The organism is Flavobacterium sp., assembly GCF_046296355.1.
Classification (GTDB): domain Bacteria; phylum Bacteroidota; class Bacteroidia; order Flavobacteriales; family Flavobacteriaceae; genus Flavobacterium.
Genome location: NZ_JBKBLM010000001.1, coordinates 177,167 through 198,103 on the forward strand (window position 1 = coordinate 177,167; position 20,937 = coordinate 198,103).

The following is a 20,937-nucleotide window of genomic DNA, read 5'->3' on the forward strand; positions in this document are numbered from 1 at the left end:
TTATATATGAATATTAGAAAAACAACAACGCTGGCGCTCCTTTTGGTTTCTTCGGCCATTTTTGCCCAAGATACCATCAAAGCCATTCCGGTTCAGACCAAACTGCCCAAAAGAGAATTAACCAAAAGAGAAGTTTTGGATTCAATCAAAGCTTCATTCGTTCACGACAACATTGCCAAGTGTATTGACAGTATGTGGATGAAGGAATTGGCGAGTTTGGATTTGTATAACGAGTTGACTTTCGACATCAAAAACATCGATGTGGATCAAAAAGTAGACTACGAATTGCCAACAGAATTGTTGAAAGAACGATTAAAAGCATTAGACGAGAAATCGCCATTCAACATTGAATACAACCAAGGGTTAGAGAATGTAATCAAATCGTTTTTAAAGAACAGAAAACGTTCTTTCGAAAGACTGATTGGCATTTCTCAGTATTATTTCCCAATGTTTGAAGAGTCATTGGCAGCCCAAAATATTCCTCTAGAAATTAAGTATTTATCGGTTGTAGAATCAGCTTTGAATCCGAGAGCGGTTTCCAGAGTTGGTGCCACAGGTTTATGGCAGTTCATGTACCAAACCGGAAAACAATACGGTTTAAAAGTGGATACTTATGTAGATGAAAGAAGCGATCCTTTGAAAGCCAGTAACGCAGCAACACAATACATGAAAAACATGTATGCTATTTTTGGCGATTGGGATTTGGTTTTAGCCTCATATAATACCGGTCCGGGAAATGTAGCGAAAGCGATTCGTCGTTCGGGCGGAAAACAAAATTATTGGAACATCAGACCATTTTTACACAAAGAAACCCAAGGTTATGTGCCGGCTTTCTTGGCTACTATGTATATTTTTGAGTATCACAAAGAACACGGTATCAAACCGGACAGAGCAGTTGCGCACCATTTTGCCACCGATACAGTGATGGTTAAAAGAGCAATGACTTTTAAACAAATAGCTGATTTAATGGATGTTTCTGTTGCGGAATTGCAGTTTTTAAATCCGTCCTACAAAAGAGAAGTTGTTCCGTTCATCACAGGCCAAAATCACTTCTTGAGATTGCCGGTTGATAAAATTGCCGTGTTTACTTCCAATGAAGATAAAATTTACGCTTATGCTGATTATGAAGCCAGTCAAAGAGAAAAACCGTTTGAAAGAACTAGTGTAGCTTCAACAGACTTTGGTAACATCAAATATCACAAAGTAAGAAGAGGTGAAAGCTTGAGTAAGATTTCAGATCGATATGGTGTTACCATTTCAGATCTTAAAAAATGGAATCGCTTAAAAAGCAGCAAAGCGCCAATGGGCAGAAACCTAAAAATTTATGTAGGCGATAATAGTAATACTGATATCGCTTCGAATGAAAATAAAGCAACCAATGACACCGATACAGAAGCTTCAAATACAAGCAAAGTATTCAAAGAAGAAAAAGTAGTTACCTATAAAGACGTTGTGAAATACCACAAAGTCAGAAAAGGCGATAATCTTGGAGAAATTTCAGGTAAATACGGCGTATCAGTTGCGGAAGTTAAAAAATGGAACAAACTTAGAAGCAACAATATCGCTTTGGGTGCCAATTTAAAAATCATCAAAAACGAAAGAGTTGTAACGACCGTTAGAAAAGAAGTGAAAACCGATAAAGCTATCCTAGAAAACAAAGCGGAAACTGCAGTAGCTTCTAATGACAATAATGTTGACACAAACGAGAATCCAAGTGATTATTACGAAGTGCAAAGAGGCGATAACTTATTCAGTATTGCTAAAAAATTCAATGTTAGTCTAGAAGACCTAAAAAAATGGAACAATTTGAATGATTTGAATGTTCAATTAGGGTCTAAATTAGCCTTGGCGAATAAAGATGAAAATGCCGTAGCAGAAGAGCCAAAAACAGAAATTAAAATCGTTGAGCACAAAGTTAGAAAAGGAGAATTTTTGGGTTCAATTGCCAAAAAATACAATGTCACTTTGGCCGAAATCAAAGAATGGAACGATATGGAAGACAACAATGTAAAATTGGGTCAAACTTTAATCGTTTCAAAAAAAGAGGTTGCGGTTAACGAAGCAAAATCTTCTAAAAAAGACATCATTGCCGCTAACGACAGAAATGAAGTAAAAACATACTACGTGAAAAAAGGCGATTCTTTATTCAGTATTGCCAAAAAATATCCGGGCGTAACCATTTCTGATATCAAAAAATGGAATGGGATTAAAACCGAAAGCTTAAAACCGGGGATGAAGTTGAAAATTAACAACGGTTAATCCGAAAATCTTCTATAAATTTGGGTTTTATTTCAATTATGAATAAAACCCTTTTTTTATGGCTTTTTGTCGCGTTTGTTGCGAGTTCTTGTTCGTTTAAAAAGGACAAGTTTCCCGGGGATTCTTCGGCTGCCATCAACACTATTGCCGTAATTATTGATGACCAACTTTGGAATGGCGAAGTAGGTGACAGTATTCGGAATAAATTTGCCTCGCCGGTATTGGGTTTGCCACAGGAAGAACCGCTCTTTACCATTAATCAATATCCCGTAAAACTTTTTGAAGGTTTTTCAACCGATTCCAGAAACATTATCATTGTTAAAAAAGACAATGAAAACAAGTTTGAAATCAAGGAAAATGAATTTGCATCCCCACAAAATGCTGTTCATATTTCCGGAAGAAGTACTGCGGAAATTATCCAAATTTTAGAAGAAAACGCACCGGATATTATCCAAAAAATGCGGGCGATTGAAATTGGGCAAAACCAAAAGATTTTCACCGACTCGTTATTGGACACCAAAAAAATCCAAAAGAAATTCAACATCGATTTGCTGATTCCATCCAAGTATGAATATGTGATGCGGAGAAAGAATTTTATTTGGCTCAAAAGTGAAATCACCAGCGGCAATACCTCTGTGATTATTTACCAAATTCCTTGGAGTGGCATTCGTTCCGACAATGCGGTCAATAATATTGTGAAAACCAGAGATTCTATCGGCCGAAAATACATCCACGGTTCGGCCTACAACACCCGAATGGTCACCGAAGAAGCGTATTCGCCTTATTTTTCTAAAACCACTTTGGCCGGAAGAAAAACCTACGAAACCAAAGGCACATGGCAAATGAAAAACGACTTCATGTCGGGACCATTTATCAATTACGCTATTTTCGATAAAGAACACAAAAGAATATTGGTGCTCGAAGGATTTTGTTATGCACCCTCTAAAGAAAAACGAGATTTGATGTTTGAATTGGAATCTATCATCAAATCCATCCAAATCAAAAAATAAAAGGCATGAACTTAGAATGGAAAATAAAGCGATTTGAGACACTTTCTACCAGCGAACTTTACGCTATGTTGCAATTGCGCGCAGAAGTCTTTATAGTTGAGCAAAATTGCGTTTATCAGGATATTGACGGCAAAGACGAGAAGGCTTTACACTTGATTGGAGAAGACAATGGTGAAATTGTGGCTTACGCCCGATTATTTAAACCACATGATTATTTTGAGCAAGCGTCCATTGGTCGGGTTGTGGTTAAAGAACATTCGCGTTCCAAAAAATTGGGACACATTTTAATGCGGGAAGCAATTCAGGTCATCAAGTCGCATTTTGACCAAAGAAAAATTACGATTTCTGCCCAATTGTACTTAAAGAAATTCTACGAAAGTCACGGCTTTATTCAAACTAGCGAAATGTATTTAGAAGATGATATTCCGCATATTGAAATGCGCAAAGAATAATTACACTTTGGAAATCACCAATTCCACTCTTCGGTCATATTCGGCGCCTTTGCCTAACGGAACAGTATTCCCGTAACCTTTGAACGACATCCTTTCTTTTGGGATTTTTTTCCAAAGTAAATATTTGTAAACCGTTTGCGCTCTATTGGTGGATAATTGGCGTTTTTTTGTGTCTTTGTCGATTGCTTCTTTTTGGTATGGCGGCGTACAACAAACATGGCCCTGAATTTCAAATTGCAGGTTTTTGTACTTCATTATAAGCTTAGCAATTTTGTCTAATTCTGTTTTCGATTTGAAGGTCAACTTACTGCTTCCTCTTTCAAACAAAACATTGTCAAGATAAACATGGTCGCCAACAATATGATTTTTTTGAATGGTACTGTAGAAACCCGGAATTTCTATTTTGGGTAGAGGTTTTAAATTCAGTACTACGTCAACACGTCTGTTTTTGGAGCGCTTTTCAGGCAGATTTTCGACTATGTCATCATCAATAAGAATTCTTCCTTTTCCCTCAATGGTTACAATGATTTTACTTTTGATACCGTTTTCAATAAATTTATTCTGAATTTCGTTAGCTCTTTTGGTCGATAATTTAAAGTTGTAGGCTTCTTTTCCTACGTCGTCTGTGTACCCAAAAATCTGAATAGATTCAATTCGGGTGGAATCTGTTTTTTTGATAAAATCTACTACGTCTTTGATCTGAATTTCATTCAATGCAAATTTGTCAAAATCAAAATAAACCGAATGAACCACTTCTTCTTGAGCGTGTAATAAACCGAAGAAAAGGAAAGGCAAATATTTTAGTAGTTTCATCTTAAATTTTTAAAATCTTATTGTATTCGGTTGTGTTGTTCAACAGCCCGATGGCTTTTTTGATTTCCAAATTGCTTTTGGCATAATACTGATACAATCCTTCTTTGTATTGGTAACGCTTGATGATTTCATCCAAAATCAAATTCTTGATTTCCTTTTGGTTTTTGTCAATTAAGGTTTCCTCACTTTTTTGCAAAGCGGTTAACAGTTGTTGGTATTCAGTATTGATGGCCGAATCAACATTTTCTTTTTTGGCTTTTTCCAAAGTGTTTTTGAGCGCTACTTCTGTTTCAGTATTGAACTCAATTTTTTCGCGTTTCAAAAAAGCTTTAAAATCCGCAAAATCCGAATCAGTTATCGTTGGAATTTTTTCGCCAAGGGTCGGATTTTTATAATAATAGTAAGTAACATAATTGAAAATCCCGTCATTTTTTTGCAAAGCCTCCGCTATAGTACTTGTTTTAGTTTCTTCAATTTCTACATCAGGTAAAACACCGCCGCCATCAAAAACAGGTCTGCCTTTTTTGGTTTTGAACGCATTGTAATTTTTTTCATCGGTGCGTGTGGCTTTGCCGCTTTTGTCTTTTTTGTTGTAATTCATTGCCTGAATACATCTTCCCGATGGCGTATAATATCTTGAAATTGTTACTTTCACTTGTGTGCCATAAGTCATGTCAATCGGACGTTGCACCAATCCTTTTCCGAAACTTCTACTGCCCACAATCACCGCACGGTCTAAATCTTGCAATGCACCCGAAACAATTTCCGAAGCTGAAGCACTTTTTCCATCCACAATTACGACCAAAGGAATTTCTGTATCTATGGGTTCGCGAGTCGTTTTATAAGTGTTGTTGTATTTCTCGTTTTTGGATTTGGTGGTTACGATGATTTCACCTTTAGGCACAAATAAATTGCAAATATTAACCGCTTCATTCAATAATCCACCCGGATTACCACGCAAATCTAAAACGATTTGGGTTGCACCGTCGGCTTTGAGTTTTTCAAGTGCTTCTTTGGTTTCTGAGGAAGCTTTTTTGTTGAATTGTGATAAAACGATGTAGCCCGTTTTTTCATCTATTTTGCCATAAAACGGAACTGCTTTTACTTCGACTTCATCCAAAATCAATTGGGCGGTCAAAGGTTTTCCCTGTCGTAAATATTTGATGTCGATTTTGGTGTTTTTGGCACCTTTCAGCAATTGCGAAGCATCGTCTTTAAAATCGGCCAACAAGACGTCGCCAATTTGAATTATTTCATCTCCGGCCTTTAACCCGGCTTTGTCTGCAGGAAATCCTTTGTACGGTTCTTTGATAATCAGTTTGTCTTCTTTTCGGGTAATCATCGCGCCAATGCCGGTATATTCTCCGGTATTGTTGATTTTGAATTTAATGACGTCGGCTTCGTTGAAATAATTGGTATACGGATCCAAATCGGCTAACATGCTTTTGATAGCTTTGTCCATCAATTCCGCCGGATTGGTTTCATCAACATAATTTTGATTGATGGTTTTAAACAGCGTGGTGAAGATTTCTATTTGCTTGGAAATCTCGAAAAAATCATCTTTAAAGCTAACGCCCACAAATAGGAATCCGCTAAGGACAAATGGAATTATATATCTTTTTTTGAGTCTTGAAAACATAACGCTTTGATTTATTGGGATAACGAATATACTAAATTACTTGAAACAAAAAAGGATAGGTCATCTGTTAACATTTTTTTATTCTTGGATGGTTTTTCCAAACTTTTCAAAAAGCTCTTTGGTCTTCTGTTCTATTTCGGAATAGGGTAATTTTTCAGTCGTTTGATAGAAGAACATAAAGCAGTATTTTTTATCCAAAACGGCTATTAATTGGGTTTTGTTTAAGCGGTAACATTCTCTTAAAACGCGTTTGAAATAATTGCGGTCAACGGCTTTTTTAAAATATTTTTTGGAAACAGAAACACCCATTTTCAGAGGAACATCTTCTTCAAAATCGCAAGGCACATAAACCAATCGCAAAGGATATTTGCCCACCGATTTGCCTTCGGAGAACAATAAATCGATTAGGTTTTTGCTTTTGAGTTTTTCAGCCTTTGGATAGGAGAAATCCATTTTGTTTGGAGGTAAATTAATTGTCGTTGTAGATGTTGTATACAAATTTCACTTCGTTGTAATTGATGTAAATCTGCATGCGGTTGTTTTCCTTTTTCTTGGTGATGATGAATATATTGCAATTGGAATACCGATTGTCAACACATTCAAAAGGAACAATATTTACTTCATCATTATCTTCAATTTCACCATAAGCTTTGATTTTAAACGACTGCACTTCGGCAGAATTAATGACAATCAAATTTTTTTTGGCGTCGAGGGTGATTAATACATTAGCATCAACAAAATCAGACCATTCAGTCCAGTTTCCGTCACTCTTTTTTTCTGTAAGACTAACGCTGCTGGATTTGAACCGAATGGGTTGGGCTTCACTTTTTTGAAAACCAAAACCAAAGGCAAGCAAAAGAAATAGAATTTTAAAGTGCTTCATAATGAAAAATATTTGCTGTAAATCTACAAATTCTATTCCACAAAAATAAAATTCCCCAGTAGAACTACTTTTTGGCTATGGTCAAATAAAACAAAAATGTTTTTTTTATAAAAAGGTTTATTTTACATTCGTGTTCTATTCAAAAAAAATCATCCGAAATGAAGTTAAAACTGTTATTGTTCTTGATGCCATTGGGTCTAATGGCGCAAAAAAAAGAAATCGTATACAAAAAATTGGCCACTGCAACTTGCGAATGCATAACGCCTAAAGAAGTAACCGACATCAATTTAGGGATTTGCATTTTTGAGGCCATCAACAAATTGACGGAGAAAGAACGCAAAACGGTTAACGTTGACATTGATGATAAAATGGCTTCTATTGAAAAGATTGCCGAAAGCGTTGGATTGGAAATGGCCGTTATTTGCCCTGAAGTGTTTGTTAAAATTGCTAAAGAAAGCGATACGGAAGAAACTTTTGTGGCAGAAGAAGACGAATTGGATTTGTTTTATACCGGTACTTTTGAAAGTATAGCCACAGTTGAGTTCAACACTATTCACTTGTTGGACGATAAGAATGTAATGCAAGAGTTTATTTGGCTGTTTTCTTTTGATGGGGACAATTTGTTTATAAAAAACAAAATAGTGAAAGGCGATAAACTTGAAGTTCATTACCGTCAACAAGAATTTTTTGACCCCAAACAAAGCAAATACCGAATTTACAACGAGATTACGAGTATTAAACTGTTATAAAAAAAGGCAACCTAATGGGTTGCCTTTTTTTACTTCACTTCAAAAACATTATTTGTTCTATTAACATCGGCCATTAAACCGCTTGGGTCAAGGATAACTTTTTTGATGGTTTTTGTTGTTGGCAACGAATAACTGTAGGTAGGAAATGCCCAAGCCCAGTCAGCGATAACGGTTCTTTGGAGACTGGAATAGGGATTCTCTTTCTCAAAACTCATCATGCGCAACGGAATGTAAAAACTTTCTCGGGAACCATCGGTATATTCGACTATCATATCAATAGGCATGGGAATTCTCCCGATTCTTTCTAAAGTAATGGAGGTTGAATTTTCTTTGGCACTAACCTCTTTAATCGCATAATCAATCGTGTTGGTTGTTTGTGTCCAATCATTTAAATACCAATCCAAATTGGCTCCGGAAACCCTTTCTGCAGTTCTTTTAATATCGTTGGGTGTTGGGTGTTTGAATTTAAAATCGGCGTAATAACGCTTTAAGGTTTTTGATAAATTTTCTCTGCCGATTAAATAGATCAATTGGGCCAAAAACACTTCGCCTTTACTATAGGAAGAAGTGCTGTAACATTTGTTGAAATCAAAACGGTCAGCATGAGTAGATAAAGGTTGTTCTTTTCCGGAGTTGGCTAAATCAACATAACTTTTATAAGCACCGGAATAAGGATTGGATGATTTTTTAGCGGCCAATTCATTCATAACCGAATCTTCAATAAAAGAAGTGAATCCTTCGTCCATCCAACTGTGTTTACTTTCATTGTTGGCCAAAACATGTTGGAACCAAGAGTGCCCAAATTCGTGGGCAATCAAACCTACAAACCCATTCAATTCTCCTTCGCCTAAGACCAAAGTACACATGGCATATTCCATTCCGCCGTCGCCCCCTTGAATAACAGAGTATTGTTGGTAAGGATATTTTCCAACCAAGTTATTGTAATAAGTTAGGATTTTAGCGGTGTACGATTGGGCTTTTTTCCAAGTATCAATGATTTTTGGATTGTTTTTGTATAGAAAATGAAGTGTTACACCTTCATCGGAAACCAATTTATCATGGAGGTATTCTTTATCGGCAGCCCAAGTAAAATCATGTACATTGGGAGCTAAAAAATGCCAAGTCAGTGTTTTTTGTTTCTTGGGAATTGTAACTAATATTCCGTCGTCTTGATAACCGTGACCAATTTCATTGGCGTTTTGTAAATAACCTGTTCCGCCCAAAACATAATTTTTATCAATGGTAATTTTGACATCGAAATTGCCCCAAACGCCATGAAATTCGCGGGAGATATATGGATCAGCATGCCAACCTTCAAAATCAAATTCTGCCATTTTAGGATACCATTGCGCCATAGAAAGTTCTATACCTTCTTTGTTATTTCTGCCTGAGCGGCGAATTTGCAAAGGGACTTGCCCATTGAAATCTAAAGTGAGTAAAGTGGATTTTCCGGGGAAAAGCGGCTGGGCTAAATCGACTTCTAAAATAGTGCCGACTTCTTTGATTTCGACCGAAACGCCGTCTTGTTTAAAATTTGAAATTCTCAGAAAACCAATCTCATTCGGTTTTAATTTGGCTACCCGACTTTCATTAATTTCGTTATTGTTGTCAGCTTTGATTTTGTCAACCATTCGGGCATCCGGATCTGCAATTGACTGAATTCGGGCATCCATTTCGCTTCCCGGTTGGAAAGCATTGTTGTACAAATGATAGTAAACTCGGCTTAAAGTATCTTGGGAATTATTGGTGTAAAGTAATTCTTGTTTACCAGTGTATTGATAGGTTTTGACATCCATCGACATTTCCATTTTATAATCGGCCTTTTGTTGCCAATAACCATCAGACTGTGCCATGGTTGCTGTTGTAAACAGTAAAATAGAAATAGAAAAGAGTTTGTTAATCATGTTTTCTAAGAAAAAGAGAAGGTTTAATCCTCCTCGTAAAATTATAGTTTTGGTTCTTTTTGCGTTTCTTTTGATAGTTCTTCTGCCATTTTCAGGGCATTATAGGCATTTACAATTTTGCCGGAAACACCGGTTTTTGAGAAAGGTCTTTTTTCTCCGTTTTCTCCAACAATCACCTCAAAATCTATAGGCGTTCCCGATTGCATTATAATTTGTTTGACTTGATTGGCTTTCAAATTAGGGTAATAAGAACGAATCAAAGCCGCTACTCCGGCAACGTTTGGAGAAGCCATTGAAGTTCCTTGTTGGTACTTAAAATCGTTCCCAGGAACAGTAGCATATACCTTTACACCCGGAGCAAATACATCCACATTATCAGTTCCAAAGTTAGAGAAATCGGCCACAATATTTTCACCGTAATTGTAATTTATGGCACCAACTTTAACAACATTATTCACCAATTCGTTTTTCTTGTCGGCGGTATCTTCCGGATAATTGGGCTCGACATCTACATTTTTGCCATCATTTCCGGCGGCTAAAATAATTAATACATCTTTGCTTTCGGCATATTTCATAGCATCCCAAACCCATTCTTTGTGAGGAGAATAATCCTTCCCGAAACTTCCGTTAATGATTTTGGCACCATTGTCAACGGCGTAACGAATGGCTAACGCAATATCTTTGTCATATTCATCACCATTAGGCACGGCTCTAATTGGCATAATTTCTACATCGGTAGCAACGCCATCTCCTCCAATCCCGTTGTTTCTGCCTTGGGCAATGATTCCGGCTACGTGTGTTCCGTGGGAAGAATCTTTTCTTTCTTTTGAATAAACCACATTGTTCCCGTACTTTTTATCTTTAATGTCTTCGGGATTGTCGCCAACCGGTTTTCTTCCGTCAAAATCTTTGTTCAAATTATAGTTCAATTTGTCATAAACATAATCTTTGAATTCTTCCAATTCTTCTCTAAAATTTGCACCGGTATCTCCGGCGTAAGCCAACATTATTTTTTTACTTTTAAATAATTCGTACTTCACAGAAGCCACATTATTTAAGTCTTCAACAGTGTAGTTGTCTTTTTTTAAATACTCGCGAATGGTTTTATCGGCATCCACCAACAAATCGACAGTTTCTTTGTACGGAAAAACCTTTTGGTATTCGGTTTCGTATTCTTTTTGGGCTCTTTTGTACATTTCGGTACCGTCATCGCCTTTTCTTAAATAACGTACCAATTCCAAAGTTTCATTATTTGAATCGCCTAAAAAGTTCCAACCGTGAACATCATCAGTGTATCCGTTTTTATCATCGTCTTTGCCGTTATTGGCGATTTCTTTTTTGTTGGTCCAAATTGCAGCTTTCAAATCGGGATGATTGATATCAACACCCGAATCGATAACGCCAACCACCACTTTTTTGCCTTTTTTCTTTTTCAAAAGTTCGGCATAAGCCTTGTCTACACTCATCCCCGGAATGGAATCTTTTTCTAAATCCAAATGACTCCATCGCTGTTGTTGTTGTTCGGTTAATGCAGTTTTTTTATAGGTTTTTGTTTGTGTTGCTTGCTGTGCCGTCATTGACAAAGCGCATAACAGTATAAAAGAATAAGCTAAAGCTCTCATTTTTAATTATTTAATATTTATATGGATGTAAAAATAATTTCTTTTACAACAATAAATAAAGATGTTAACAATAATTTAGTAACGGTTAGAGAACGGGTCAAAACCGTTATTGTACATTTATTTACTCAAAAATATGAAAAGTACTCAGGCTAAATAATTTAACACTTTCGATTTTAGTGAATTTCTCAACTGTTTCTCAACCAATTTATCCATTTGGGCTACTGTCTTAAAACTATTTGAAGCCCTATTTTTATGGGATTCAGGAATCCTAACATTTGAATTATGGATAATGGTTTACGAGAGAAAAGTAACGCCGTTTTTAAAGCAAATCAGCAAGACTTTTCTAGGACGTTTGGGGTCATTTTTGCCAAAAAGACTATTAAAAAATAAACCATTATGGGTATTTCGGACTATTTTAAAGTGAGGCAAGAGGAATTACTTTTTACAATTAAAACTGATTTTTTTGAGAATGGTATTGACCGTTTCAATTTCCTCGGGAGAAATATTTTCTAATGCTTTTGCCCTGTTTTTCAGCACAATTTTATAAACTTCATCAAGCGTTTTTTGACCTGATGGCGTTATTTTTAAGACTGTTTTCCTGCGGTCTTTGGGATTGATTTCCCGATGTAAAAAATCGGCTTTAACTAATAAATCTATAATCCGGGTGATAGAAGCATTGTCTTTGAATACCTTTTCCGCTAATTCAATTTGGGTTGATTTTGGATTTTCTTTCAAACATTTTAAAACCAACCATTGGTCAATAGTAATCTTGAGCTGATTGATTTTTAACTGATTTTGAGCATACATTCTGTAGGTTTTGATGGCTTCCTCAATGTTGTAAAATATTACCGAATTCAAATTTTCCATACAGATTCTTTTAAAATTACATGATGTCCTCTACTTTAAAAACTTCTTTCAATCTAATGCCTCTTTCCGTATTTTCTACTGTGATGATTTGGTTATGTGCATCGTGTTCCAACCACAAATAATAATTATTTTCTACCGCAGCATGAAGGAATTTCGATTTTTCCGGCATGGTCAAAAGCGGTCGAGTGTCGTAACCCATTACATAAGGCAAAGGCAAATGTCCCGCTGTCGGAATCAAATCGGCACAAAAAACAATGGTTTTATTTTGGTATTGAATATGTGGTAACATCATTTTTTCAGTGTGACCATCAACGTAGAAAATCCCAAAATCCATTTCTTCTGAAACGCCAAAATCACCTTCCGGTCTTTTGATAAAGTTCAACTGCCCGCTTTCCTGCATCGGCAAAATATTTTCCGAAAGAAAAGAGGCTTTTTCACGAGCATTAGGTTTCGTTGCCCATTCCCAATGGTTGTCATTCGTCCAAAATTTAGCATTTTTGAAAGCGACTTCATAACCGGTTTTGTCTTTGTTCCAATTCACACTGCCGCCACAATGGTCAAAGTGTAAATGCGTCATAAAAACATCAGTCACATCATCGCGATGAAAACCGTATTTGGCCAAAGAACCATCAAGCGAATGATTTCCCCAAAGCGAATAATACCCAAAAAATTTTTCTGATTGCTTGTTGCCCATTCCGGTATCAATCAAAATCAGCCGATTGCCGTCTTCAATTAGCATACATCTTGCGGCAATATCAATTAAATTATTATCGTCCGCCGGATTGGTTTTGCTCCAAATGGTTTTAGGAACCACGCCAAACATGGCGCCGCCATCAAGTTTAAAATTTCCGGCTTCAATGGGATATAGCTTCATTTGTTGAATTTTCTTCGATTAATCTTGTAAATGGCTTGCAAATTACTAAAAATCTGCCGCTTTTAAATCCCCAAAATCATTTTTTTCTATTCTTAAATTAGTTATAAAAATGCGTTGAGATGCCGAAAAAAAAGATATTTGTGTTAACTTTGCCCTTTATTTAGACAAAATCAAAATAGACATGATTAAAGTTTCAGATACAGCCAGCAAAAAAATCATCGATATGATGAAAGATGACGGTTTCGATGCTGCCAAAGATTACGTGCGAGTGGGCGTAAAAAGTGGTGGTTGCTCGGGTTTATCGTATGAATTAAAATTCGACAAAGAACTGGGTGAAAACGACAAAGTCTTTGAAGACAACCACGTGAAAATTGCCGTAGAAAAGAAATCATTTTTATACTTAGCCGGAACTGTTTTAGAGTTTTCAGGCGGATTGAACGGAAAAGGATTTGTATTCAACAATCCGAATGCATCAAGAACTTGCGGATGTGGCGAAAGTTTTTCGCTTTAAAATTTAAACAAACAAAATGGCAAAATATACCGAAGACGACTTAAAAGTCGAACTCGAAAATAAAGAATACGAATACGGCTTCTATACTGAATTAGATTCGGAGACTTTTCCTATTGGGCTCAATGAAGATATCGTTCGCGCTATTTCTCTGAAAAAAGAAGAACCGCAATGGATGACCGATTGGCGCATCGAAGCGTTTCGCGCTTGGCAGGAAATGATAGAACCGGATTGGGCGAATGTGAATTACGAAAAACCTGATTTTCAGGCGATATCTTACTATTCGGCACCCAAAAAAGCCGATCCAAATAAAACTTTAGACGATGTAGATCCTGAACTTTTGGCGATGTACAAAAAGTTAGGAATTTCATTGGATGAACAGAAAAAAATGAACAATATCGCTATGGATATTGTAGTCGATTCAGTTTCTGTAGCCACAACTTTCAAAAAGACTTTAGCCGAAAAAGGCATCATTTTCATGAGTATTTCTGAAGCGATTCGCGAGTATCCTGAGTTGGTTCAAAAATATTTAGGTACAGTTGTACCCCAAAGAGATAATTTTTATGCGGCGTTAAACTCGGCTGTTTTCTCAGACGGAAGTTTCTGTTATATTCCAAAAGGCGTTCGTTGTCCAATGGAATTATCAACCTATTTCCGTATCAACCAAGCCGGAACCGGTCAGTTTGAAAGAACATTATTAGTGGCCGACGAAGACAGTTATGTTTCGTACTTAGAAGGTTGTACTGCGCCAAGTCGGGACGAAAATCAATTACACGCAGCGGTTGTCGAGCTCATTGCTTTAGACGGTGCCGAAATCAAATATTCGACCGTTCAAAACTGGTATCCCGGAAATAAAGAAGGCAAAGGCGGTGTTTTCAACTTTGTAACCAAAAGAGGTTTCTGCGAGAAAAACGCAAAAATTTCGTGGACACAAGTAGAAACCGGATCAGCGATTACATGGAAATATCCTTCAGTTATTTTGAAAGGTGATAATTCTATAGGCGAATTTTATTCGATTGCCGTAACCAATAATTTCCAACAAGCCGATACCGGAACGAAGATGATTCATTTGGGTAAAAACACGCGATCAACCATCATTTCCAAAGGTATTTCAGCCGGAAAATCACAAAATAGTTATAGAGGTTTGGTGCAAATTGGCGCCAGAGCTGATAACGCTCGAAATTTTTCTCAATGTGACTCGTTATTGATGGGAAACAATTGTGGCGCGCATACTTTCCCCTACATTGAAAGCAAAAATTCTTCGGCCAAAATTGAGCACGAAGCTACAACTTCCAAAATCGGAGAAGACCAAGTTTTCTATTGTAACCAACGCGGCATCCCAACCGAAAAAGCGATTGCGTTAATCGTAAACGGTTTCAGTAAAGATGTATTGAATAAGTTGCCGATGGAATTTGCCGTTGAAGCTCAAAAATTATTAGAGATTTCGCTTGAAGGTTCAGTAGGATAATCATAAAACAGAATAAAACACATTTACAAAATGTTACAAATAACAAATTTACACGCAAGTGTTGAAGATAAAGAGATTTTAAAAGGAATCAACCTAACGATAAATGCCGGAGAAGTACACGCGATTATGGGACCAAACGGTGCCGGAAAAAGTACACTTTCGTCCATCATTGCCGGAAATGAAAATTACGAAGTAACCGAAGGCGAAATCTTTTTGGAAGGCGAAGATATTTCAGAATTAGCGCCGGAAGAAAGAGCGCACAAAGGTGTTTTCCTATCGTTCCAATATCCGGTAGAAATTCCGGGTGTTTCGGTGACGAATTTTATGAAAACCGCCATCAACGAAAGTCGTAAAGCCAACGGAAAAGAAGAAATGCCCGCGAATGAAATGTTGAAATTAATCCGTGAGAAATCAGAATTATTAGAAATCGACCGTAAGTTCTTATCGCGTTCGTTAAACGAAGGTTTTTCGGGTGGTGAAAAGAAAAGAAACGAGATTTTCCAAATGGCGATGTTGGAACCAAAATTAGCCATCCTTGACGAAACCGATTCAGGATTAGACATCGATGCGTTGAGAATTGTAGCCAACGGTGTAAACAAATTGAAAAACGAAAACAACGCAGTGTTAGTCATCACGCACTACCAACGTTTGTTAGACTATATCATTCCTGATTTCGTTCACGTTTTAATGGACGGAAAAATTGTAAAATCAGGCGACGCTTCCTTAGCGCTTGAACTTGAGGAAAAAGGATACGATTGGATTAAACAAGAGCAAGAAGCATAATGGAATTGAAAGAAAAATTAATCTCGTCTTTTATGGCTTTCGAAGAACATATTGATGTTCATTCGGAATTGCACGACGTGCGCACTTCAGCCATCAAAAACTTTGAAAACAAAGGTTTCCCCACAAAAAAAGAGGAAGCTTGGAAATATACTTCGCTGAATGCCATCTTAAAAAATGATTATTCAGTATTCCCAAAACACGAAAATGCGATTGAATTTGCTGAGGTAAAAAAATACTTCTTGCACGAAATCGACACGCACAAAGTAATTTTTGTGGATGGAAAATTCTCTTCGTTTTTATCGGCAACGACCCATGATGGTTTGGATGTTTGCTTAATGTCTTCGGCCTTAAACAAACCGAAATACAAAATGATTATCGATGAGTATTTCAACAAAATTGCCAGCAAAGACGAGAGTTTGACCACTTTAAATACGGCTTTCGCCAATGAAGGCGCATACATCAACATCCCGAAAAGCAAAGTGGTGGAAAAGCCAATCGAAATTATTTATTTCTCTACAGGTGTTGAAAACGCACTAATGGTGCAACCAAGAAATTTGGTCATTATTGGAGAAAATGCACACGTTCAAATCATCGAAAGACATCAATGCTTAAACGAAAATCCGGTGCTGACAAACTCAGTTACGGAAATTTTCGCCCAAAAACGCGCTATCGTTGACTATTATAAAATTCAAAACGACTTACAATCAGCCAACCTGATTGACAACACTTATATTTCCCAAAAACAGGAAAGTCGAGTTTCGGTGCACACGTTCTCTTTTGGTGGCAACATCACGAGAAACAACCTGAATTTCTACCATTTTGGCGAAAGAATCGATTCGACTTTAAAAGGCATTACCATCATTGGCGATAAGCAACATGTTGACCATTACACTTTGGTCAATCACGCGACGCCAAACTGCGAAAGCCACCAGAACTACAAAACCATCTTGGCCGGAAGTTCAACCGGTGTCTTCAACGGTAAAATTTATGTGGAAAAAGAAGCGCAAAAAACCGATGCGTTCCAACAAAACAACAATATTTTGTTAGGCGATAAAGCAACCATCAACGCCAAACCGCAATTGGAAATTTTTGCTGATGACGTAAAATGTTCCCACGGTTGTACGATTGGACAATTAGACGAAACCGCAATGTTCTACATGCAATCCCGCGGTATTCCGAAGAAAGAAGCCAAAGCTTTATTGATGTACGCCTTCTCCAACGAAGTGATTGAAAGCATCAAAATCCCGGAATTAAAAAAACGCATTACCAAAATTATCGCCACGAAATTGGGCGTGAATTTAGGGTTCAATTTATAAAATTAGGAGCGAATGGCTTGGGCATTCTTGGTGTCCTTTTTCCCGCTTTCACTACAATAAAAAGGCTTCCCAATCAGGAAGCCTTTTTATTTTCATTACAATCGGGGCTAAAGGATTAGCCTTTTGAGTTCTTGTTGTCTTTCTTCAAACTCAAAATAATATCTCTCAAAAAAGCATTACTGTCAAAGTCTTCACTTAATCCCATTCGAACCACAACCAAATCCAGTGACGGAATGATAAACACCATTTGCCCTTGGTAACCACTGCAATGGTATAAATCTCTCGGCACATCAGGATATTTTCCATTCGCGTTTAACCAAAAATGAGCACCGTATTGTCCGTTTGAACCATTGGTTGGTGTGGCTACATATTTGGCCCAACTCGCATCAAAAATTTGCTCGCCGTTCCAATTGCCTTCATTCAAATAAAGCAATCCAAACTTTGCCCAATCACGAGTTGTAGCCCAACCGTAGGACGAACCCACAAAATTCCCGGCCATATCTATTTCGACTAAAGCAGAATCCATCCCGATTTTGTCAAACAAACTACTGTACCAAAAATCTAAATATTCCTGGTGTGTTTTGAATTGTTTTCTCAAAATCCCGGACAATAAATTGGTCGTTCCGGAAGAGTAATTCCAACGATTATTCGGTTTACCTACTAAAGGTTTATCGATTTGGGGTTTGGTCATGTCTTCTGCAATAAAAAGCATTTTAGTCACATCTGAAATTTTACCGTAATCTTCTTCCCATTCCAAACCTGAATTCATGTGCAGCAAATCGTTTATAGTAATGTTTTTCCGTTCGTCCTTTTTCCATTCTGCAATTGGCGCCGATTTCATGATATCGATTTTGCCTTGTTTTTGCAGAATTCCGAAATAAGTGGCCGTCAAACTTTTGGTCATTGACCAACCCAAAATTTTAGAAGTGGCGGTAAAACCCGGCGCATATTTTTCGGCAATCAAATGGTCTTTATACAATACAACTACCGAACGGGTTCGTTTGTTCTTTTCTCCTGCTTTATCAAATGCACTTTCAACACCTTTCTGCAATTTGGCGTAATCAATATCACCAAAAACAGTATCTATAGGATTGTTGTTACCAAATGGATAAGGCAAATTGTTCTTCAAAAAAGTTCGTTTCGGAACATTGTATGGCTTAGTTTTATCAAAATCATCGTTGATCAAAGTCGCGCCCAAACCTTCGCGGTAAATGGCTTCGCGGGTTTTTAAACCATATACTTTTGTTACGGCCAATTTTTCACTTTCATTAATTTCATTGGTAGCCCAATCTACTTTGTCAATGTCATTGTCGCCTTTTTGAATGGTTTCCAAACTTCTGCCGTCAATAAAATGACCCGAAGCCACGCTCTTAGCCGAAAAACCCGAAATCAAATCGAGTTGCGGATAAATTTCAATGCGCAGATAAACGAAGACAATCAGTAGAACAACAACAAAGATTTTAAGAAACTTTTTCATGGAAATAATTTTGAAGCAATTTATAAAAATAAAACATTGTTTGAAGAAGAGTTAACCACAAAAGAAACAAAGAAAACAAAGGCATAAAACTTTAATGTCTTTTGAAAATTCTTGTGCCTTTTGTGGTTCAAAATTAATCCCATAACAAATCATAAATATTCGTGAATTCGTGGCTTTTTCCACTTCAATTTTTCTACTTTTGTATTTAGAATTTTTCTAAATAATACCATGTTAGACATCCAAAAAATCAGAGCTGATTTTCCGATACTTTCCCAAAAAGTCAATGGCAAACCACTCGTCTATTTTGATAACGGCGCTACTTCGCAAAAACCACAAGTGGTTATCGATGCGATATCTAAATATTACCAAGAAATTAATGCCAACATTCACCGTGGCGTGCATACCTTAAGCCAATTAGCGACTGATGCGTATGAAGTTTCTCGTGGTAAAATTCAAAAACATATCAACGCCAAACACGCTCATGAAGTGATTTTTACTTCGGGAACAACGCATGGAATCAACGCCATTGCCAACGGTTTTGCGGCCTTTTTAAAAGCAGGCGATGAGGTTTTGGTTTCTGCTTTGGAACACCATAGCAACATTGTGCCTTGGCAAATGCTTTGCGAAAGAACCGGTGCAACTTTGAAAGTCATTCCGATGAATGAAAAAGGCGAATTGATGATGTCGGAATACGATAAATTACTTTCAAACAAAACCAAAATCGTAACGGTAAATCATATTTCAAACGCTTTGGGAACGATAAACCCGATTCAGTATATGATTGACAAAGCGCACGAAGTTGGGGCAGCGATTTTAATCGACGGCGCACAAGCAACACCGCATCTAAAACCAGACGTTCAGGCCTTGGATTGTGATTTTTATGTGTTTTCGGGACATAAAATTTGTGGGCCAACAGGAATCGGAATTCTATACGGAAAAGAAGATTGGCTGCGCAAATTACCACCATACCAAGGTGGCGGCGAAATGATTGCCACGGTGACTTTCGAGAAAACCACTTATGCCGATTTACCACACAAATTCGAAGCCGGAACGCCAAATATTGCGGACGGAATTGTACTCGGAACCGCGATTGATTATTTGAATGCAATTGGTTTTGACAACATCGCCAAATACGAACACGAATTATTGGAATATGCCACCGAAAAATTATTGGAAATCGAAGGGTTGAAAATTTTCGGCACCGCAAAAGAAAAAACTTCCGTAATTTCGTTTAACATCGATGGCATTCACCCGTACGACATTGGCACAATTATCGATAAGCTGGGTATAGCGGTGCGCACCGGACATCATTGCGCCCAGCCGATTATGGATCATTTCAAAATACCGGGAACGATAAGAGCAAGTTTCGCTTTTTACAATACCAAAGAAGAAATTGATGCCATGGTGGAAGCGGTAAAAAAAGCCCAAATGATGTTATCTTAAAAACAAAGACAGATGAAAACAATTACTATGATTTTACTAACGATTTTCCTTGGAAAAAGTTGTACCAATGAAGCGCAAAACGATTTGACCAACACCACGATTCAATACACAGCGAATACCCGAGGATTTTACCAAAAGATTGTCATCATCAATCAAAAAGCCACCATTTCAAGAGACCGAAATGAAGGTGCTTTGCCGGAAGAAATCAGGATTTCTGATGCTGATTGGAAGGAGTTAGTGTCGGCTTTTGCCAAAATCAATCTGGAGGAAATCCCAAAGTTAAAAGACCCAACACAAAAGCGTTTTTACGATGGCGCAGCGATTGCGAATGTAAAAATACGCTATCAAGATCAAGATTACGAAACCACCGATTTTGACCACGGCTTTCCACCAAAGGAAATAGAAAAATTAGTCAATAAAATAGTAGCTTTGGCCAAAGAAAAAGAATAATGACCATAAAAGAAATACAAGACGAAATCGTTGATGAATTTTCCATGTTTGACGATTGGATGCAACGATACGAATACATCATCGACCTCGGAAAAGGTCTGCCGTTAATCGAAGAACAATACAAAACCGAAGAGAATATTATCACCGGTTGTCAATCGAAAGTTTGGGTTCACGCAGAGCAACAAGGCGATAAAGTAATCTTTACCGCCGATAGCGATGCGATTTTGACCAAAGGTATTATTGCGATTCTTATTCGTGTCTTTTCCAATCAAAAAGCCTCTGATATTTTGGACGCCAACACTGATTTTATTGATGAAATAGGCTTAAAAGAACACTTGTCACCAACGCGTGCCAACGGTTTGGTTTCGATGATTAAAAAACTTAAAATGTATGCTTTGGCATTTAATGCTAAAAATTAAT

At 37.2% G+C, this 20,937-nt stretch carries 20 protein-coding genes; 11 read left to right on the forward strand and 9 right to left on the reverse strand.

Annotated features, from left to right (window positions below; genetic code table 11):
• The first annotated feature begins 6 nt into the window (after window positions 1-6).
• Genes ACK4HO_RS00850 through ACK4HO_RS00860 form a run of 3 tightly spaced genes read left to right on the forward strand, consistent with a single transcriptional unit; the run spans window position 7 to window position 3,721 of the window.
• Complete coding sequence (locus ACK4HO_RS00850; protein ID WP_409661209.1) at window positions 7-2,259, forward strand: LysM peptidoglycan-binding domain-containing protein; 2,253 nt, start codon at window positions 7-9, stop codon at window positions 2,257-2,259.
• Between the two features lie 38 nt (window positions 2,260-2,297).
• Window positions 2,298-3,269, forward strand: a complete 972-nt coding sequence (locus tag ACK4HO_RS00855; protein ID WP_409661212.1) for a DUF4837 family protein — start codon at window positions 2,298-2,300, stop codon at window positions 3,267-3,269.
• A 5-nt stretch (window positions 3,270-3,274) separates the two neighbouring features.
• Entirely contained in the window at window positions 3,275-3,721 is a 447-nt protein-coding gene (locus ACK4HO_RS00860; RefSeq protein ID WP_409661215.1) for a GNAT family N-acetyltransferase, read from the forward strand.
• On the opposite strand, the gene ACK4HO_RS00865 is transcribed toward ACK4HO_RS00860, so the two are convergent.
• The 4 genes from ACK4HO_RS00865 to ACK4HO_RS00880 form a co-directional block, all read right to left on the reverse strand.
• Window positions 3,722-4,534 carry an OmpA family protein gene (locus tag ACK4HO_RS00865; RefSeq protein WP_409661218.1) on the reverse strand — a complete coding sequence of 271 codons (813 nt, stop codon included), beginning with the start codon at window positions 4,532-4,534 and terminating at the stop codon, window positions 3,722-3,724.
• Between the two features lies 1 nt (window position 4,535).
• Window positions 4,536-6,173 (reverse strand): S41 family peptidase, encoded by a 1,638-nt coding sequence (locus tag ACK4HO_RS00870; RefSeq protein ID WP_409661221.1) that lies wholly within the window; start codon window positions 6,171-6,173, stop codon window positions 4,536-4,538.
• 78 nt (window positions 6,174-6,251) lie between these two features.
• A complete protein-coding gene (rnpA, locus tag ACK4HO_RS00875; RefSeq protein WP_409661224.1) occupies window positions 6,252-6,626 on the reverse strand; it encodes a ribonuclease P protein component in 375 nt (124 codons plus the stop codon).
• Window positions 6,627-6,642: 16 nt separating this feature from the next.
• Window positions 6,643-7,056 carry a hypothetical protein gene (locus ACK4HO_RS00880; protein WP_409661227.1) on the reverse strand — a complete coding sequence of 138 codons (414 nt, stop codon included), beginning with the start codon at window positions 7,054-7,056 and terminating at the stop codon, window positions 6,643-6,645.
• Window positions 7,057-7,214: 158 nt separating this feature from the next.
• Between ACK4HO_RS00880 and ACK4HO_RS00885 the strand changes: the two genes are divergently transcribed.
• Window positions 7,215-7,805 (forward strand): hypothetical protein, encoded by a 591-nt coding sequence (locus ACK4HO_RS00885; protein WP_409661229.1) that lies wholly within the window; start codon window positions 7,215-7,217, stop codon window positions 7,803-7,805.
• A 29-nt stretch (window positions 7,806-7,834) separates the two neighbouring features.
• Here ACK4HO_RS00885 and ACK4HO_RS00890 read toward each other — a convergent pair whose 3' ends face one another.
• The 4 genes from ACK4HO_RS00890 to ACK4HO_RS00905 all read right to left on the reverse strand — a co-directional run bounded on the left by ACK4HO_RS00890 (window position 7,835) and on the right by ACK4HO_RS00905 (window position 13,072).
• Window positions 7,835-9,709, reverse strand: coding sequence for a M1 family metallopeptidase (locus tag ACK4HO_RS00890; protein ID WP_409661231.1), 1,875 nt, complete (start codon window positions 9,707-9,709; stop codon window positions 7,835-7,837).
• A gap of 41 nt (window positions 9,710-9,750) precedes the next feature.
• Entirely contained in the window at window positions 9,751-11,331 is a 1,581-nt protein-coding gene (locus tag ACK4HO_RS00895) for a S8 family peptidase (RefSeq protein WP_409661233.1), read from the reverse strand.
• A gap of 435 nt (window positions 11,332-11,766) precedes the next feature.
• On the reverse strand, window positions 11,767-12,198 hold the full coding sequence (locus ACK4HO_RS00900; protein WP_409661235.1) for a MarR family winged helix-turn-helix transcriptional regulator: 432 nt from the start codon (window positions 12,196-12,198) through the stop codon (window positions 11,767-11,769).
• 16 nt (window positions 12,199-12,214) lie between these two features.
• Window positions 12,215-13,072, reverse strand: a complete 858-nt coding sequence (locus ACK4HO_RS00905) for an MBL fold metallo-hydrolase (protein WP_409661238.1) — start codon at window positions 13,070-13,072, stop codon at window positions 12,215-12,217.
• Window positions 13,073-13,253: 181 nt separating this feature from the next.
• Between ACK4HO_RS00905 and ACK4HO_RS00910 the strand changes: the two genes are divergently transcribed.
• From ACK4HO_RS00910 to sufD, 4 genes are read left to right on the forward strand one after another with little or no spacing between them, the layout of a single operon-like run.
• The gene (locus ACK4HO_RS00910) at window positions 13,254-13,583 is read left to right on the forward strand and encodes a HesB/IscA family protein (RefSeq protein WP_409661241.1); all 330 of its coding nucleotides are present in this window, start codon (window positions 13,254-13,256) and stop codon (window positions 13,581-13,583) included.
• 16 nt (window positions 13,584-13,599) lie between these two features.
• Entirely contained in the window at window positions 13,600-15,048 is a 1,449-nt protein-coding gene (gene sufB, locus ACK4HO_RS00915) for a Fe-S cluster assembly protein SufB (RefSeq protein ID WP_409661243.1), read from the forward strand.
• Between the two features lie 30 nt (window positions 15,049-15,078).
• Entirely contained in the window at window positions 15,079-15,831 is a 753-nt protein-coding gene (gene sufC / locus ACK4HO_RS00920) for a Fe-S cluster assembly ATPase SufC (RefSeq protein ID WP_409661246.1), read from the forward strand.
• On the forward strand, window positions 15,831-17,147 hold the full coding sequence (sufD, locus tag ACK4HO_RS00925) for a Fe-S cluster assembly protein SufD (protein ID WP_409661248.1): 1,317 nt from the start codon (window positions 15,831-15,833) through the stop codon (window positions 17,145-17,147). The genes sufC and sufD overlap by 1 nt, the downstream gene beginning before the upstream one ends.
• Before the next feature lie 115 nt (window positions 17,148-17,262).
• Here sufD and ACK4HO_RS00930 read toward each other — a convergent pair whose 3' ends face one another.
• Window positions 17,263-18,624 carry a serine hydrolase domain-containing protein gene (locus tag ACK4HO_RS00930; RefSeq protein ID WP_409661251.1) on the reverse strand — a complete coding sequence of 454 codons (1,362 nt, stop codon included), beginning with the start codon at window positions 18,622-18,624 and terminating at the stop codon, window positions 17,263-17,265.
• A 228-nt stretch (window positions 18,625-18,852) separates the two neighbouring features.
• Between ACK4HO_RS00930 and ACK4HO_RS00935 the strand changes: the two genes are divergently transcribed.
• The 3 genes from ACK4HO_RS00935 to ACK4HO_RS00945 are packed head-to-tail and all read left to right on the forward strand — an operon-like array spanning window position 18,853 to window position 20,936.
• Window positions 18,853-20,067, forward strand: coding sequence for an aminotransferase class V-fold PLP-dependent enzyme (locus ACK4HO_RS00935; protein WP_409661254.1), 1,215 nt, complete (start codon window positions 18,853-18,855; stop codon window positions 20,065-20,067).
• 12 nt (window positions 20,068-20,079) lie between these two features.
• Entirely contained in the window at window positions 20,080-20,517 is a 438-nt protein-coding gene (locus ACK4HO_RS00940; protein ID WP_409661257.1) for a hypothetical protein, read from the forward strand.
• On the forward strand, window positions 20,517-20,936 hold the full coding sequence (locus tag ACK4HO_RS00945) for a SufE family protein (protein WP_409661260.1): 420 nt from the start codon (window positions 20,517-20,519) through the stop codon (window positions 20,934-20,936). Before ACK4HO_RS00940 ends, ACK4HO_RS00945 begins: the two co-directional genes overlap by 1 nt.
• Window position 20,937: the final 1 nt, after the last annotated feature.